Source organism: Leptotrichia sp. oral taxon 417, assembly GCF_013394865.1.
GTDB classification, from domain to species: Bacteria; Fusobacteriota; Fusobacteriia; order Fusobacteriales; family Leptotrichiaceae; genus Leptotrichia; species Leptotrichia wadei_A.
Genome location: NZ_JABXYV010000001.1, coordinates 1,665,734 through 1,680,974 on the forward strand (window position 1 = coordinate 1,665,734; position 15,241 = coordinate 1,680,974).

General features: G+C 32.2%; 11 protein-coding genes and 2 tRNA genes. 2 read left to right on the forward strand and 11 right to left on the reverse strand.

What is annotated here, in order from left to right:
• Positions 1-97: 97 nt before the first annotated feature.
• The 5 genes from HW276_RS07670 to HW276_RS07690 are packed head-to-tail and all read right to left on the reverse strand — an operon-like array spanning position 98 to position 5,816.
• Entirely contained in the window at positions 98-1,879 is a 1,782-nt protein-coding gene (locus HW276_RS07670) for an oligopeptide ABC transporter substrate-binding protein (RefSeq protein ID WP_178938041.1), read from the reverse strand.
• A 26-nt stretch (positions 1,880-1,905) separates the two neighbouring features.
• On the reverse strand, positions 1,906-2,841 hold the full coding sequence (locus HW276_RS07675; RefSeq protein ID WP_178938042.1) for an ABC transporter permease: 936 nt from the start codon (positions 2,839-2,841) through the stop codon (positions 1,906-1,908).
• An 11-nt stretch (positions 2,842-2,852) separates the two neighbouring features.
• Positions 2,853-3,815, reverse strand: a complete 963-nt coding sequence (gene opp4B, locus HW276_RS07680; RefSeq protein ID WP_146964568.1) for an oligopeptide ABC transporter permease — start codon at positions 3,813-3,815, stop codon at positions 2,853-2,855.
• 3 nt (positions 3,816-3,818) lie between these two features.
• On the reverse strand, positions 3,819-4,790 hold the full coding sequence (locus tag HW276_RS07685; RefSeq protein ID WP_178938043.1) for an ATP-binding cassette domain-containing protein: 972 nt from the start codon (positions 4,788-4,790) through the stop codon (positions 3,819-3,821).
• A 33-nt stretch (positions 4,791-4,823) separates the two neighbouring features.
• Complete coding sequence (locus tag HW276_RS07690) at positions 4,824-5,816, reverse strand: ABC transporter ATP-binding protein (protein ID WP_178938044.1); 993 nt, start codon at positions 5,814-5,816, stop codon at positions 4,824-4,826.
• A 163-nt stretch (positions 5,817-5,979) separates the two neighbouring features.
• Here HW276_RS07690 and HW276_RS07695 point away from each other — a divergent pair.
• Both HW276_RS07695 and HW276_RS07700 read left to right on the forward strand, forming a co-directional pair.
• Positions 5,980-6,065, forward strand: a tRNA-Leu gene (locus HW276_RS07695).
• A gap of 34 nt (positions 6,066-6,099) precedes the next feature.
• Positions 6,100-6,184: transfer RNA gene (locus HW276_RS07700), tRNA-Leu, on the forward strand.
• A gap of 63 nt (positions 6,185-6,247) precedes the next feature.
• On the opposite strand, the gene HW276_RS07705 is transcribed toward HW276_RS07700, so the two are convergent.
• The 6 genes from HW276_RS07705 to leuS form a co-directional block, all read right to left on the reverse strand.
• Entirely contained in the window at positions 6,248-6,508 is a 261-nt protein-coding gene (locus tag HW276_RS07705; protein ID WP_255460407.1) for a DUF1858 domain-containing protein, read from the reverse strand.
• Between the two features lie 122 nt (positions 6,509-6,630).
• Positions 6,631-7,776: a 5-methyltetrahydropteroyltriglutamate--homocysteine S-methyltransferase gene (locus tag HW276_RS07710; protein ID WP_147004011.1), complete on the reverse strand. Its 1,146-nt coding sequence runs from the start codon at positions 7,774-7,776 to the stop codon at positions 6,631-6,633.
• A gap of 81 nt (positions 7,777-7,857) precedes the next feature.
• Positions 7,858-10,146 (reverse strand): 5-methyltetrahydropteroyltriglutamate--homocysteine S-methyltransferase, encoded by a 2,289-nt coding sequence (metE, locus tag HW276_RS07715; RefSeq protein ID WP_178938045.1) that lies wholly within the window; start codon positions 10,144-10,146, stop codon positions 7,858-7,860.
• 242 nt (positions 10,147-10,388) lie between these two features.
• Positions 10,389-11,333 (reverse strand): LysR family transcriptional regulator, encoded by a 945-nt coding sequence (locus HW276_RS07720; protein WP_255460409.1) that lies wholly within the window; start codon positions 11,331-11,333, stop codon positions 10,389-10,391.
• A gap of 254 nt (positions 11,334-11,587) precedes the next feature.
• Positions 11,588-12,511, reverse strand: coding sequence for an SDR family oxidoreductase (locus HW276_RS07725; RefSeq protein WP_255460410.1), 924 nt, complete (start codon positions 12,509-12,511; stop codon positions 11,588-11,590).
• Between the two features lie 50 nt (positions 12,512-12,561).
• Positions 12,562-15,240, reverse strand: coding sequence for a leucine--tRNA ligase (gene leuS, locus HW276_RS07730; protein ID WP_178938046.1), 2,679 nt, complete (start codon positions 15,238-15,240; stop codon positions 12,562-12,564).
• Between the last annotated feature and the right edge of the window lies 1 nt (position 15,241).

Here is a 15,241-nt window from a genome sequence, read left to right on the forward strand (position 1 = left end):
ACCATTTTCACTTTACCACTTTTTTAGCATTATTTCAATAGTTTTTGACAAATTTAATTACATTTATCTATTTTTTTAATTTTGTATATCAAAATACTTATCTCATCGGATTAATTGCCGTAAGTTCCCACTTATAAATTCCTTCATCCTTTAATGCTGCATCATAGCCAATATATACATTTTTTAGCCGTTTATTTACTGGAGTAAGTTTATATCTGTACATTAGCGGAACTTCCACCGCCTGTCCAATATAATATTTTTGCCAGTTTTTAAATGCTTCTGCTTTATAATTTGGAACTGTCAATGATTTTTCACCTAATATTTCTGCCATTAGTCTATCGTTTTCTTCCGATACGAAACGTGAATAATTAAGTTGAGACTTTCTTCCTGCTGAACTAGTTGGATCTAGGGTTGTCCCAACTCCCCATGCTCCAAAAAATACATCTATATCTTTAGAATCTCCTTCCACTTTTTCATAAAAATTTTGGAAAGCCAGTAATCTTCCTGATGTAAGAACGGCTTTTATTCCTATTTTTTTCCAACTTTGAATATAATTTTGCGCAAGCGGCTCTGCCACATCTCCACCAGCCATAAATGCCATCTTTATTTCAAAAGGTTTCCCATTTTTATCTTCACGGTATCCATCTCCATTTACATCCTTATATCCCGCTTCATCCAGTAGTTGCTTTGCCTTTTCAGGATTATACGGATAACCCTTTAAATCCTTTGGAAAATATTTTTTAAAAACAGGCGGAATTGATGAAGTTGCTTCCTGTCTTAATCCAAAATAAAATGCCTGCGCTATTTCTTCAACATTTATACCGTAAGCAAGAGCTTGACGCAATCTCACATCTGCCATCTTGGCGTTCGGATCTGTTATATTTTCCCCTTTTGCCTTGTCGTAATGCCCTAATTTAAACGACAAATACGAATAATACAAATCCTGTTGCCCCAAAGTTTCAATATTTTTCAAATCCTTATAATTATTATACAGAGAATCAGGCATACTCATTACATAGTCATATTTCCCAGTCTTTAATGCCGCTACTATAGATTGTGAGTTTACCACTTGTAATATTGCCTTGTTAATTTTAGGTTTTCCTCTGTAATAATATGGATTTGCAGTAAATTCCAGGCTTTCTCCACGTGAAACTTTTGTAAGATTATATGGACCTAATGTTACTGGTTTTACTCTAATTTTATCCGATGAAATTAAATCTTTTATTGGAATATCTTTTAAATAATGCTTTGGTAATGCATTTCCAATTAAACCATTTCCAACTGCATAGATACTTTGTCCTAACTGCGAGAATGAAATTTCTACTGTTTTATCATCTATTTTTTTTATTCCTGAAATATTTTTTGCACTTCCGCTATGATATTCCTTCATTCCAACGATTTTTTGACTTTCCTCTGTATATCTGACACCTGGATAATCCTTATTTCCCACAACTTCATAGGCATAAATTACATCATCGGCAGTCAAAGGCTGTCCATCCGACCATTTTATTCCATCTTTTATTTTTATTGTAGCTTTTTTATTTTGAGCATCAACTTTAAGAGTGGCAGCTCCAGTATCTGTTATTTCAAAATTCCCATCTACCTCAAATATTCCTGAACTTAAAAATGTTGAAATAATATCGCCGTCATAGCCATCTGTATAAAGCACTTCATTAAAAACTCCAACAAGCGGATCATCCTTTACCATCGCCACTTGTAAAGTTCCACCTTCTATTGCAGGTTCATTATTTGATGTTTTTATTGGAAATAATGATAAATTCAGTTTTGCGCCAGGCATTTCACTTCTCTTTTTACCTGGACTGCACGACATTGCGAATATTAATACTAAAAACGTTATTATCAACTTCCATTTTTTCATACTTAATTCTCCTTTTCCTAAAATTTTTATCCTCTTCTTTGTTTTGCATCAGCTGCCCTATTTAAAGCCTGACCAACATAATTTATGCAAAGCATCATAATCAAAATTAATATTGAAGCTGGAAGCCATATCCACAATTTTGTCGACAGCACTTCGGGATCTGCTGCATAACCAACTAATGTCCCAAGACTCGGTGTAGAAAGCGGCAATCCAAATCCTAGAAAACTAAGCCCTGTTTCAATCCCAATATTTCCAGCAAATCCCAATGTCAATTCCACAATTATAATTGAACTTAAATTAGGCAGTATTTCTCTGAAAATTATTGTCAAATCCTTTGTTCCCATAGTTTTTGAAGCTAAAACATAGTCTTTTTTACTTTCTGAAAGTGCCTTACTTCTAATAAGACGTGCTGATCCAACCCAGTAAAATGCACTCATTATAAGAACAAAAGTTGTAATTGTATATTTTGGAACAATTGTAACAAATACAATAATTATCATAAGTGTCGGTAAAATTGTGATAAAGTCAATAATTCTCATTATTACATTATCCACCCATTTTCCATAATATCCTGCTATTAAACCTAGAAATATCCCAATTCCTGAAGTTAGAATAGTTATTGCAAAACCAATAATAATCGAATTTCTTGCTCCTAATATAAGCTGTCCTAATATCGAACGTCCTCCAGAGTCAGAACCTAGCCAAAATCCCTCTTTCATTGGAATGGCATACTTATCAAGCAGACTTATTTTCATAATTTCATCCTGATTTGCAAAAAGCGATCCAATAAAAATTATTCCAAAAAGGATTACAAGAATAATAAGCGAAGCAAGTGCCAGTTTATCCTTTAATATTTCCCTTGTAATAACACTAATTCCAGTTGGCTTGTTATCACTTTTCTTAATATTTTTAAAATCTTCTGTTTTTCTATTATTTCCCTTTAAAATTTCATTATTAGACATTCCTTCACCACCTACTCTATTCTAATTCTAGGATCAACAATACTAAGAATAATATCTGAAAGCAAACTTCCAAGCAATGTTAAAAATCCAAAAAGCAATATTAATGCAGTAACAACGCTGTAATCCCGTGTTATTATAGAATTTACAAACAGTCCTCCCATTCCAGGATAACTGAATATTTTTTCAATAAAAATCGAACCTCCCAGAAGTCCTGTTATCGAATAGCCAAAAAACGCTGCAATTGGTAAAATCGAATTTCTGAAAATATGTCTAGAATAAACCTTATTTTCAGGCACTCCCTTACTTTTCGCCGTTTTTACATAATCCAGATTTTTAGCATCAATCACTTCATTTCTCAAATACTGCACAATCCAAGTTGTTCCCAGCAATGCATATGTAATTGCAGGCAATATTATATGATAAATCCTGTCAAGAATCTGACCAAAAGTTCCAGTATGAAGCCCAGCCGTCACTGAACCAGTTGTCGGAAACCACCCAAGCGTATATCCAAAAAACCAGATCATTATAAGCGAAAGCACAAAAGTCGGTATCGCATAGCTCACATAGTTATAAAATGTAACACATTTATCAAGCATTGAGTTTTGATAACGTCCAGCAAGCATTCCAAGCGGTATTGCAATGCAATATGTCAGAATAAGGCTAAGCAGCGACAAAATAAAAGTATTTACTGCACGTTCTCCAATAAGCGTCTTTACAGGAACGTTATAAGTATAGCTCATTCCCAAGTTACCGGAAAAAGCATTTTTTAGCCATCTTACATACTGAATATGCCAAGGATCGAGCAACCCTGCCTTTCTTCGCAATTCTTCAAGTGCCGCAGGATCAGTTTGCGGTGTAATTAGCCCAGTAAACGGATCTCCTGGCATAAGTTTTGCCAAAATGAAGATTAATACACTAAGTATGAATAATTGCGGTATCATAACAAGTATTCTTCTTAAAACTGTTTTCCACATTGATTATTTGCCTCCTTTTTCACTATTTCCATTATTTCTCAGATTTTTATCTTTAAAAGCAACAAAATGTGTATCTGTTAATTTTTTTAGATCAAAGACACGTCCATTTTCATCATAATATTTTTTTTCATTTGCTAAATATTCTTTTTCGATTTTTAACCGTCTTCTTTTATTTTCTGCCCGTTTTTCTGGATGTATTTCTGGAATCGCTGCAATTAGCCGTTTTGTATAAAAATGTTCAGGATTTTTGTAAATATCATTTTTCTCTCCAGTTTCCACAAATCTTCCGTGATACATTATAAACATATAGTCACACATATGCTTTACAACTCCTAAATCATGGGAAATAAAAAGATAGCTAAGCCCAAACTGCTCCTGAATATCCTTCATATAATTCAATACTTGCGCCTGGACTGACAAATCAAGTGCTGACACAGGCTCATCTGCAATAATCAGCTTAGGCTTTGTCGCAACAGCCCGTGCAATCCCTAGCCTTTGTCTTTGCCCGCCAGAAAATTCATGCGGATATTTAAAAATATCTTCTCTGTTCATTCCTACAATTTCCAGCAGTTCCGATACTTTCCTTTTTTCTTCATCTAGCGTCAAATTTTCAAAATTTCTCAAAGGTTCTGAAATTAAATCAATTACTCTTTTTTTAGGATTTAAGCTGGATAACGAATCTTGAAATATCATTTGCACATTTCTATTATATTCACTTCTTCTATTTCTAAATTTTCTGTCAATTTCCCTTCCCTCATAAATAATCTTTCCACTTTTTATTTTTTCCAGCCCAATTATCGCCTTTCCAATTGTAGACTTTCCAGATCCCGATTCTCCCACAAGTCCATAAGTCTTTCCTTTTTCAATAGTAAAACTGACTCCATCTACAGCATAAACATAATCAATTATCTTATTAAAAAATCCTCCACGAATAGGATAATGAACTTTTAAGTCTTTTACTTCAATAAAACTCATACTTCTATTTTTTCCTCTCTAAATTTTTAAAATTTACTTTTCAAAATGAAAATTTTTCCAGCAGGTACATCTTACAAAATGCCCTTCTTCAACTTCATGCAGCTTTGGATTTTTTTCATGTTCATTTTCCTTTATCCAAGGAATTCTTTTAGAAAATCGGCAGCCTGTTCTCTCCATCTTAGTTATTGATGGAACAATTCCCTTAATTACATGCAACTTTTCGTGTTCACTGTCAAGTTGTGGAATTGAACTTAAAAGTGATCTTGTATAAGGATGCTTTGGATTGTCAAACAATTCTTTCACATTGGCAATTTCTACAATTTCTCCAGCATACATAACCGCCACTCTGTCTGCCATTTCTGCAACTACACCCAGATCATGAGTAATTAATATAATCCCAGCATTTATCTCACTTTGCAAAGTTTTTAGCAAATCCAGTATCTGTGCCTGAATTGTAACATCTAGTGCCGTTGTTGGCTCATCAGCTATAATAACTTCAGGCTTACATGAAAGCGCTATTGCAATTATAACCCTTTGCCGCATTCCTCCCGATAATTCATGTGGAAATTGTCTTGCTATACGTTCAGCATTTTTTATTCCAACGTGATTTAACAGCTCAAGTACACGTTCTTCCCTTTCCTTCTTAGATAGTTTAGTATGATAAATCATCCCCTCTTCAATCTGATCTCCAATCCTCATAAGCGGATTAAGAGCCGACAATGGATCCTGAAATATCATCCCAATTTTATTCCCACGAATCTTGTTATATTCCTCCTCCCCAATTTTCAAAAGATTTCTACCTTCAAAATTTATTTCTCCCTCCAGCTTAGTGTTATTCGGATTATGTAGTCCAATAATGGAAGTAGCAAGCGTACTTTTCCCACATCCCGATTCTCCAACTATTGCCAGTATTTCATTTCTTCCAAGTTTCAATGAAACATTGTCAACAGCTGGAAAATATTCATCTTTTATCCGAAAACTCGTAATAAGATTGTTAATTTCTATTAACGTTTCAGCTTTCTCCATATTCATCTCCTTCAAAAACTTTTTTTAAATTTATTTCATATCCATATTGTAGCACAAAATCAAATTTTTTACTCATTTTTTTTAATTTATAATTGACATTTTTAAATTTTGAATGTATAATGCTTTTAGAGTTTAATAATTTAAATTAAAAAATTTTTAATATGCGAGTGTGGTGGAACTGGTAGACACGCTATCTTGAGGGGGTAGTGACTCCTGGTCGTACGGGTTCAAATCCCGTCATTCGCACCATTATAATAATATTTATAAAAATTTAATATTCTATGCGAGTGTGATGGAATTGGTAGACATGCTATTTTCAGAGGGTAGTGGCAGTAGCCGTACGGGTTCGACTCCCGTCACTCGCACCATTTTTTTATAAAAAAACATCTGAATGATTTTCATCAAAACAGATGCTTTCTTATTTTAAAAATTTATTTCTTTTTATTTTCTTCTTCATCAATCTTAGCTTCCATCAGCATAATCAAATAATCAAGTTCCAATTCCCCACGTTCTGCTATCATATTAAGATTTGCTATTTTAGACATCATCATATATTGAACAGGATCCAGAAGTTTTTTGTATTCTGGAGAAATCATCGGCATATATTCCTTAATATAAGGATATTTCTTAATAACATCTCCTATTACAGTTTTTCCACTCAAATTATACTTGCTCTTAAATTCCTCTTTCATTTTTTTGACTCCTTATTTTCTTTTTTATCAAACAAAATATTTTGATTAACAAAATTATTTTATCATATTTTCACTAAAAAAAGTGTGACAAATAGCACACTTTTCTAAATAATTTTCTTTTATTATTTTTTTCCCCATACTTCATCAGCAACTTCCTTAATAAATCTAAGCTTTGCCCATTGCTGTTCTTCTGTAAGATGATTTCCCTCCTCTGTTGAAGCAAATCCACACTGTGGACTTAAATAAAGTCTATCTAGCGGAACATATTTTGATGCTTCTTTTATACGAGCAATCACAGTTTCCTTTTCCTCTAAAGTCGGATTTTTAGAAGTTATAAGCCCCAATACAACTTTTTTATCCCCAGAAACTTTTGCAAGTGATTCAAAAGTTCCAGCTCTTTCTGTATCAAATTCCAAATAATAAGCGTTCACATCTTCTTTTCCAAAAAGTTCATCAGCAATTTTATCATATCCACCTTGCCCAAACCAGGTCGAAGCATAATTTCCACGGCAAACATGTGTATTAATTACCAAATCTTCTGGATTATTTTGGAAAACTCTATTATTTATATTCAAAAATCTTTCTGCAAATTCACGCCTAATAACTTCCTTATCCCTATCACTTTTTTCAATAAATGAAGCAATAAAGTTGTCATCAACAAGACATCCCCAAGTACAGTCATCAATCTGCAAAGTTCTAAGCCCTTCATTATACAAATCATTTATTACTGTTTTGTAAGCATTTACAATATCATCTTCCAAACCTTCAAAATTAGGATAAACTTTAAGAAGTGCCTCAACATGCTTATCTTCCCTTACTAATTCCGCATAAAACTGTGCTGGAGCTGGTATCGTAAATCTAGCTTCCACACCTTTTTTATCTTTTACCAAATCTCGCAAAAATATAAAATGCTTTACAAATGGATGATTTTCCCCGCTAATTTTTCCAGTAACAATCGCAGTATCATCACGAGTTACAACTCCATTAAATTCATATCCCTTATCAGCGTGAATATGTCCAATTCCATTAAATCCCCAGAAGAAATCCAAATGCCAGTAACTTCGTCTAAACTCTCCATCAGTAACACTTGTATATCCAAGTTCAATTTGCTTATCCACAATTTTTTTAATTTCTTCATTCTCAATTTTTGTCAATTCTTCCTTGTCAATTTTCCCCTTTTCAAAATCATTTCTAGCCTTTTTCAATCTTTCAGGTCTTAAAAAGCTTCCTACCGTATCATGTCTATGAGGTGCATTTATTGTACACATATTTATCAGCTCCTTTATTTATTATTTATTTATAAATTTATTATATTTTTTGCATTTTTTTATTTTTTTTTAATAATATTTCTATAATCTACTTTTCACAATTTTTGTAGCTTCAACAAGATTTTCCAAACTTTTTACAGTTTCTGTAATTCCTCTTGTCTTTAATCCGCAATCAGGATTTACCCATAATTTTTCTTTTCCAATTTTTTTAACCATTATTTCTAAAGCTGCTACAATTTCTTCAACTGAAGGTACTCTAGGAGAATGAATATCATAAACTCCAGGACCTACCTCTGTTTCAAAGTTATTTTCTTTTAGGAAATCAAGAATTGTCAATTTTGATCTTGAAGCTTCAAATGTTATAACATCGGCATCCATATTGTCAATGTCTTTTATTATATCTTCAAATTGGCTGTAGCACATATGTGTATGAATCTGCGTATCCACTTTTACTCCACTATGGCAAAGTCTAAATGCCTTCAATCCCCAATCAAGGTATTCTTTATGCCAATCTTCTTTTCTTAACGGTAATTTTTCCCTAAGTGCAGCTTCATCTATCTGAATTATTTTTATTCCTGCTTTTTCTAAATCCAATACTTCTTCTCGTATGGCAAGTCCAATTTGAAATGCCATTTCGCTTAATGAAATATCTTCTCTTGGAAATGACCAGTTTAATATTGTTACAGGCCCTGTAAGCATTCCTTTAACAGGCTTTTTAGTTAATTTCTGAGCATATTCAGAATACAGAACTGAAATTGGTTTTGTTCTTTTCACATCTCCAAAAATTATTGGCGGTTTTACACATCTTGTTCCATAAGACTGAACCCACGCTTTTTCTGTAAATATATATCCTGCCAGATTTTCTCCAAAAAATTCAACCATGTCATTTCTTTCATACTCTCCATGCACAAGTACATCAAGTCCAATTTTTTCCTGCAATTCAATACATTCTTTTATGAAGTTAAATACATTTTTATCATATTCTTCTTTGCTAATTTCACCTTTTCTAAATTTGCTTCTATTTAGCTTCACTTCCTTTGTTTGCGGAAAAGAACCTATTGTAGTTGTTGCAAGTAAAGGAATATTCAACTCTTCCCTTTGAATTTTCTGTCTTTCCTTTCTTGCTCCCTCTCTTACAAAATCACTATCTTTCAATTTTTTAACCGTATCTCTAACTTCCTTATCTTCCATTCCTTTTTCAGAAGTTATAATTTTTTGGTTTTTTACATAAAATTCATTTTCCTGCACTTTTTCCAGCGAATTTTTCCAAAGAACTTGACTCAATTCTCCCAACTCTTTTAATTCTGATAATTTTTCCTCAGCAAACGAGAAATATCTTAATATATTTTCTGATAATTTTTTTTCATTTCTCAAAGTATAAGGCACATGAAGCAGTGAACAAGATGTCGTTATTACTATATTTTCAACTTTTCCTTTTAAATTATTCAATATATTTAAAACTTTTTTATAGTCACATTTCCAAATATTTTTCCCATTTACAATTCCTGCAAATAATATTTTATCTTTTGGAAATCCCTTTTCAGTTATTAATTTCTCAGTTTGTCTTCCTTCAGCAAAATCAAGACCTATCCCATCAAAATCAAGTTTTGTTATTGTCTTGTAGCAATCTCTCACATCTCCAAAATATGTTTGAAGCAATACTTTTACATCTTTCTTATTCTTCAAAATTTCTGTATAAATTTCTTCAAACAATTTTATATCTTCCTCTGTCTGATCTGTTACTAATTGCGGTTCTTCAATTTGAATCCAATCGATATTTTTTTCATTACATTTTTTCAGCAATTCCACATAAACATTTACAATATCAGTTAAATATTCTTTTTTCTCTTTATTTCCAGTTGTTTTAGCCAATTTATAAAATGTAAATGGTCCAATTACTGACGGATGAGTACTCACTCCTAATTTTTTAGCTTCCTCAAGTTCATTAAATATCTTATCTGCATTTAATTTAATCTCTGCATAATCATCTAGTTCAGGAACCATATAATGATAATTGGTATTGTACCATTTTCTCATTGAAAGAGCTTTTACATCTCCTTTTTCCCCTTGATAACCTCTCGCAATTGCAAAATATGTATTCAGTTCATTCAATCCTAAATCTTTATAATGTTTTGGAATCGCATTCAATAAAATTATTGTATCCAGCATTCCATCATAAAATGAAAATGTATTTCCTGGAATAAATGAAATTTTCTCTTCTTTCTGTTTTAACCACTGGTCTTTTCTAAGCTTTTCCGCTATTTCCAAAAGTTCATTCTCTGTAATTTCATTTCTCCAATATTTTTCTATCGCAAATTTTAATTCTCTATTCTCCCCAATTCTAGGGTATCCAATAATCGCCGTTTTCATAATTTATCTCCTTTATCTATTTGTTACACTAGTAATATCTCTAATTATTTTTGATAAAATTATTATATACAAATATATTATTTCTGTAAAATATATTTATTTTTTGGTTTGCTATAACTTTTATTTATATCATTTTTTTTTATAAAAAAAACTGCACTAAAATTTACAATTCTAATTCAGTCTTTTTTATTTCTTTTTATTTCAGTTTTTTCAATAATATCTCAAAATAATTTTTATAAATTTTACAAAATTTCCGTATATTTCAAATGCTCCTTCAAAGCCTCAACATAAACTTTCCCATAAACACTAAGTTTAATATTTTTCTGCATTATAATCCCCACTTTCATATACTCATCAACTTCCAGCGGTCTTGCAATAATATTTTCCCCATTCAGCTCTTTACTGATTATCCCTGTACTCACAGTATACCCATTAAGCCCAACTGCCAAATTAAACAAAGTCGCCCTGTCTCTAACTTTTATATTTTTATCCCTGTCAATCGTGCTAAGTATTTCTTCCGAAAAATAAAATGAATTGTAATCCCCCTGCTCAAACGACAAATATGGATATTCCTTCAAATCTTCAAGACTAATGCTTTCTTTTTTTGCCAAAGGATGATTGAAACTAATAAAAACATGCGGCTTCGCAGTAAATAATTCAATAAATTTCAAATTATTTCTTTTTATCATTTTCTCAATCACAGTTTTATTTGCCCCTGAAGTATACAAAATCCCAATTTCACTTTTTCTCTTGCTCACATCTTCAATAATTTCATTAGTCTGAGTTTCCCTAAGCGTAAAATCATATTTATTTTCCCCAAACTTTTTAATCACATCCACAAAAGCATTCACCGCAAACGAATAATGCTGTGTAGATACTGAAAAATGCCGAGTTATCTTATTCCCTTTCTTATACTCTTCCTCCAATAAATCTGTCTGCTCCAAAACCTGCCTTGCATACCCCAAAAATCTATCTCCCTCAAGAGAAACAATCACTCCCTTATTTGTTCTGTTAAAAATTGACACATTCATTTCATCTTCCAATTCTTTTATAGCCTTGGTCAGTGCTGGTTGAGAAACAAAAAGCTCTTTTGCAGCATCACTCAATGTCCCTTTTTCAGCGACTGTAACTACATATTTTAACTGCTGTAATGTCATTTTTTTCTCCTTCCATAATTTTTCTTCCATAATTTTTTACCCTAAATTATTCCCATTTAAACTACAAATTGGTTATAAATTTCTTTGCAAGAGATTAAAATACTCTATTAGAAAATAATATAAAATATAATTTCTTTCTTTTATTTAATATTATAAAATAAATTTTATAATATAATAAAAAGCCAGCTTCAATGCCGACTCTTTATTTTGTCAAAAAAATATTTATTCTATAACAAAGAGTCAAGAACCCCTTGTTAAATTCATTAAATAATTTCATATTTCCCTTATAATTTTTCCAAATATTCCAAAAGCGAAGTAGCTTTACGCCCTAAAACTTTCTCAATGTCATTAGAAATTCCAGATTGTTCACCTTGAGCGATCGCAGTATAAGTCGAAACCCAAGAATCATATTCCCATTGCTCAGCCTTCCAAATTTTACGACTTTCGTAAGCTTCTTCCACAGTTTCATCAATATACTTAATTTCTTTTCCAAAATATTCGCTCACAATTTTTACAATTTCATTCATTGTAAGTTCTTCAGGCCCTGTCATATTCAAAGTTTGATTTTCCCATTTTTTTGGATTTTCCAAAATTTTAGCAACAACTTCCGAAACATCTGAACGAACTACAACAGAGACTTTCCCATTCCCCGCAGGTCCTTTTATTTCTCCATATTCTCTACACATATCCACAAAGAAATCCGCATAAAAATTATCTCTCAAAAATGTATATTTAAACCCTTTTTCTTTAATATACTCTTCAGTTGCATAATGATCTCTTCCCAATGTAAATACAGAATTTTTTGAAGCATTGTAAAACGAAAGATACACAATGTGCGAAACTTTTGCCATTTTAGCCGCATCAATAAAATCTTTATGTTGCTGAACACGGTTAGGATTTTCCGAACCAGACACCATAAAAAGAACATCAATTCCCTCTAGCGCTTTCACAGTTTCTTCTGATTTATCATAACTCGACTTAAAAACATTAGAAAATCCCATTTTTTCAGCCTTTTCTTTATTTCTAGCCAAGTTTCTAACTTCTATTCCATTTTTCTTACATAATTTTGAAACAATTCCACCTAAATGTCCTGTCACTCCAGTTACTGCTATTCTTGTCATTTTAATATCGCCTCTTATTCTCAATTTATCACGTAATCTAATAAATACTTCTTTATTTTCTTCTATTTTTTCAAACAAAATATCCATTGAGATTTTCTTAATTTAAAAAAAAATCCCCCACCTTTTATAAAAATTATTTACCCTTTTACAACAACATTAACCAATTTATTTGGTACAACAATCACTTTCACAACTTCTTTTCCATCAATAAATTTCTTAGCTTTTTCTGATTCAAACGCAAGTTTTTCAGCATCATCTTTTGAAATACCAATTTGAGCTGAAACCATGTCTCTCACTTTTCCGTTTACTTGGATTACCAAATTGAAAGTATGATCTTTTGTCAATTCTTCGTCATATTTTGGCCATTCTTCTTCAAAAGTAAATGTTTTATTTCCTAAATAAGCCCACAATTCATCAGCTACATGTGGTGCAAATGGTGTGATTAACAAGATTGTTTTTTCCAATACTTCACGCCAGATTTTTTTGCTTTCTGAAGATATATTGTCTTTATCAATTACTTCTTGCTTGTAAGTCGTCATGTCGTTTAACAATTCCATAACAGCTGCAATTGCGGTATTGAAGTGGAAATCATCTTCGATGCTTTCTGTAACTTTTTTAACTGTTTGATGCAATTTCTTTTGAATTTCTTCATCTTTTTGATTTCTATTTTTTAATTCAACTCCATAGTGATTTGCTGATTTCGCATTATGGTCAGAAAATTCTGCAGTTCCAGAAACTAACAAATACAATCTGTTTATAAATCTGTATGCCCCTGCAAGTCCGTTCATGTTCCATTCCAATTCTTTTTCAGGCGGTGCAGCAAATAATGTAAACACTCTTGAAGAGTCAGCTCCATATTCTTTCACGATTTCTTCAGGATCAACTCCATTATTTTTCGATTTACTCATTTTTTCTACTTTTGTAACTAATTCTTCCCCTGTTTCAATCGAGAACGCTTTTCCATCTTTAAATTCAGCTTCTCTTGGAAATAAGTATCTTCTCTCGTTTTGCGAATAGAATGAAGGCCCTAAAACCATTCCTTGCGTCAACAATTTTTTAAATGGCTCATTTGTATCAATATATCCTAAATCTCTAAGTGATTTGTGAAAAAATCTCGCATAAAGCAAGTGCATTACCGCATGTTCAATTCCACCAATATATTGATTTACAGGTGTCCAAGCATCTGCGTCCGCTTTTTCAAATGGCTTATCCGCATTATGAGAATCCAAATATCTCAAATAGTACCAAGACGAGTCAACGAAAGTATCCATCGTATCAGTTTCTCTTCTACCTTTTTTCCCATTCGGCAAAATCACATCCTTAAACTCTTCTGAAGTTTCAAGCGGATTCCCTTTCCCATTAAATTCAATATCAGTAGGAAGTTTCACAGGCAAGTTTTCTTCTTCTTCCAAGTAAATATTCCCATCTTCATCATAAATTACAGGAATCGGAGTTCCCCAATATCTTTGTCTACTAATCAACCAATCATGAAGTCTATAATTTACCGTTTTCTTACCAAGCCCAATTTTTTCCAATTTTTCAGTAATTTTCTCTTTTGCTTCATTACTATTTAATCCGTTAAATTCTTCTGAATTTACCAGTATTCCTGGAACTGTTAAAGCATTTTCCAATTTTTCAACAGAAACTTCTTCTAAATTTCCATTTTTGTCAACAGGATTTACAACAATTTTCAAATCCAAGTTATATTTCTTAGCAAATTGAAAATCTCTTTCATCATGTGCAGGCACCGCCATAACAGCTCCTGTCCCATAATCCATCAACACATAATTTGCAACCCACAATTGCACTTTTTCTCCATTTACAGGATTAATCACATAAAGTCCAGAAAATACTCCTTCTTTTTCCTTATCTTCCGCTGTACGAGCGATTTTATCCTCATTTCTCATCGCTTCAACTTTTTCTCTAATACTAGGATTTTCCTTTAAAATAACTTCCTCAACTAATGGATGTTCTGGTGCAACAGTTGCATAAGTAACTCCATAAAGTGTATCAGGTCTTGTTGTAAACACAGAAATTACAACTTCTCCCTTGTCATTCAATTTCAAATGCGTATGTCCATTATTTTCAAATTTGTAATCTAAAATAAAGTCAACTTCAGATCCAGTTGATTTTCCAATCCAGTTTTTTTGCATAGTTAAAACTTGTTCAGGCCAATGTCCTCTAAGTTCTTCATGCCCTTGCAGCAATTCTTCAGCATAATCAGTTATTTTAAAATACCATTGCGACAATTCCTTTTGAATAACATCAGTTTTACTATGTCTCCAGCATTTCCCATCTTCAACTTGCTCATTCGCCAAAACCGTATTACAATCAGGACACCAGTTTACAAAAGATTTTTTCTTATAAACCAATCCTTTTTTGTACATTTCAATAAAGAATTTTTGATTCCATTTGTAATACTCTGGAGTGTAAGTGCTAAGTTCTCTATCCCAATCATAAGAAAGACCCATAAGTTTCAACTGTCTTCTCATATTGTCAATGTTCGCTTTAGTCCATTTTCCAGGATGAGCCCCATGATCAATCGCCGCATTTTCCGCAGGTAGCCCAAAACTATCCCATCCAAACGGATGCAACACATTAAACCCTTTCATTTTCTTATATCTAGCAATCGCATCACCAATCGCATAATTTCTCAAATGCCCAACATGCAATTTCCCTGATGGATATGCAAACATCTCAAGCACATAATAATTCTCTTTTCCATCGGCTTTATTTTCAGACTTAAAAACATCTTTTTCAGCCCATTTATCTTGCCATTTTTTCTCAATTTCATTAGGATTATATTCCTTAATCATT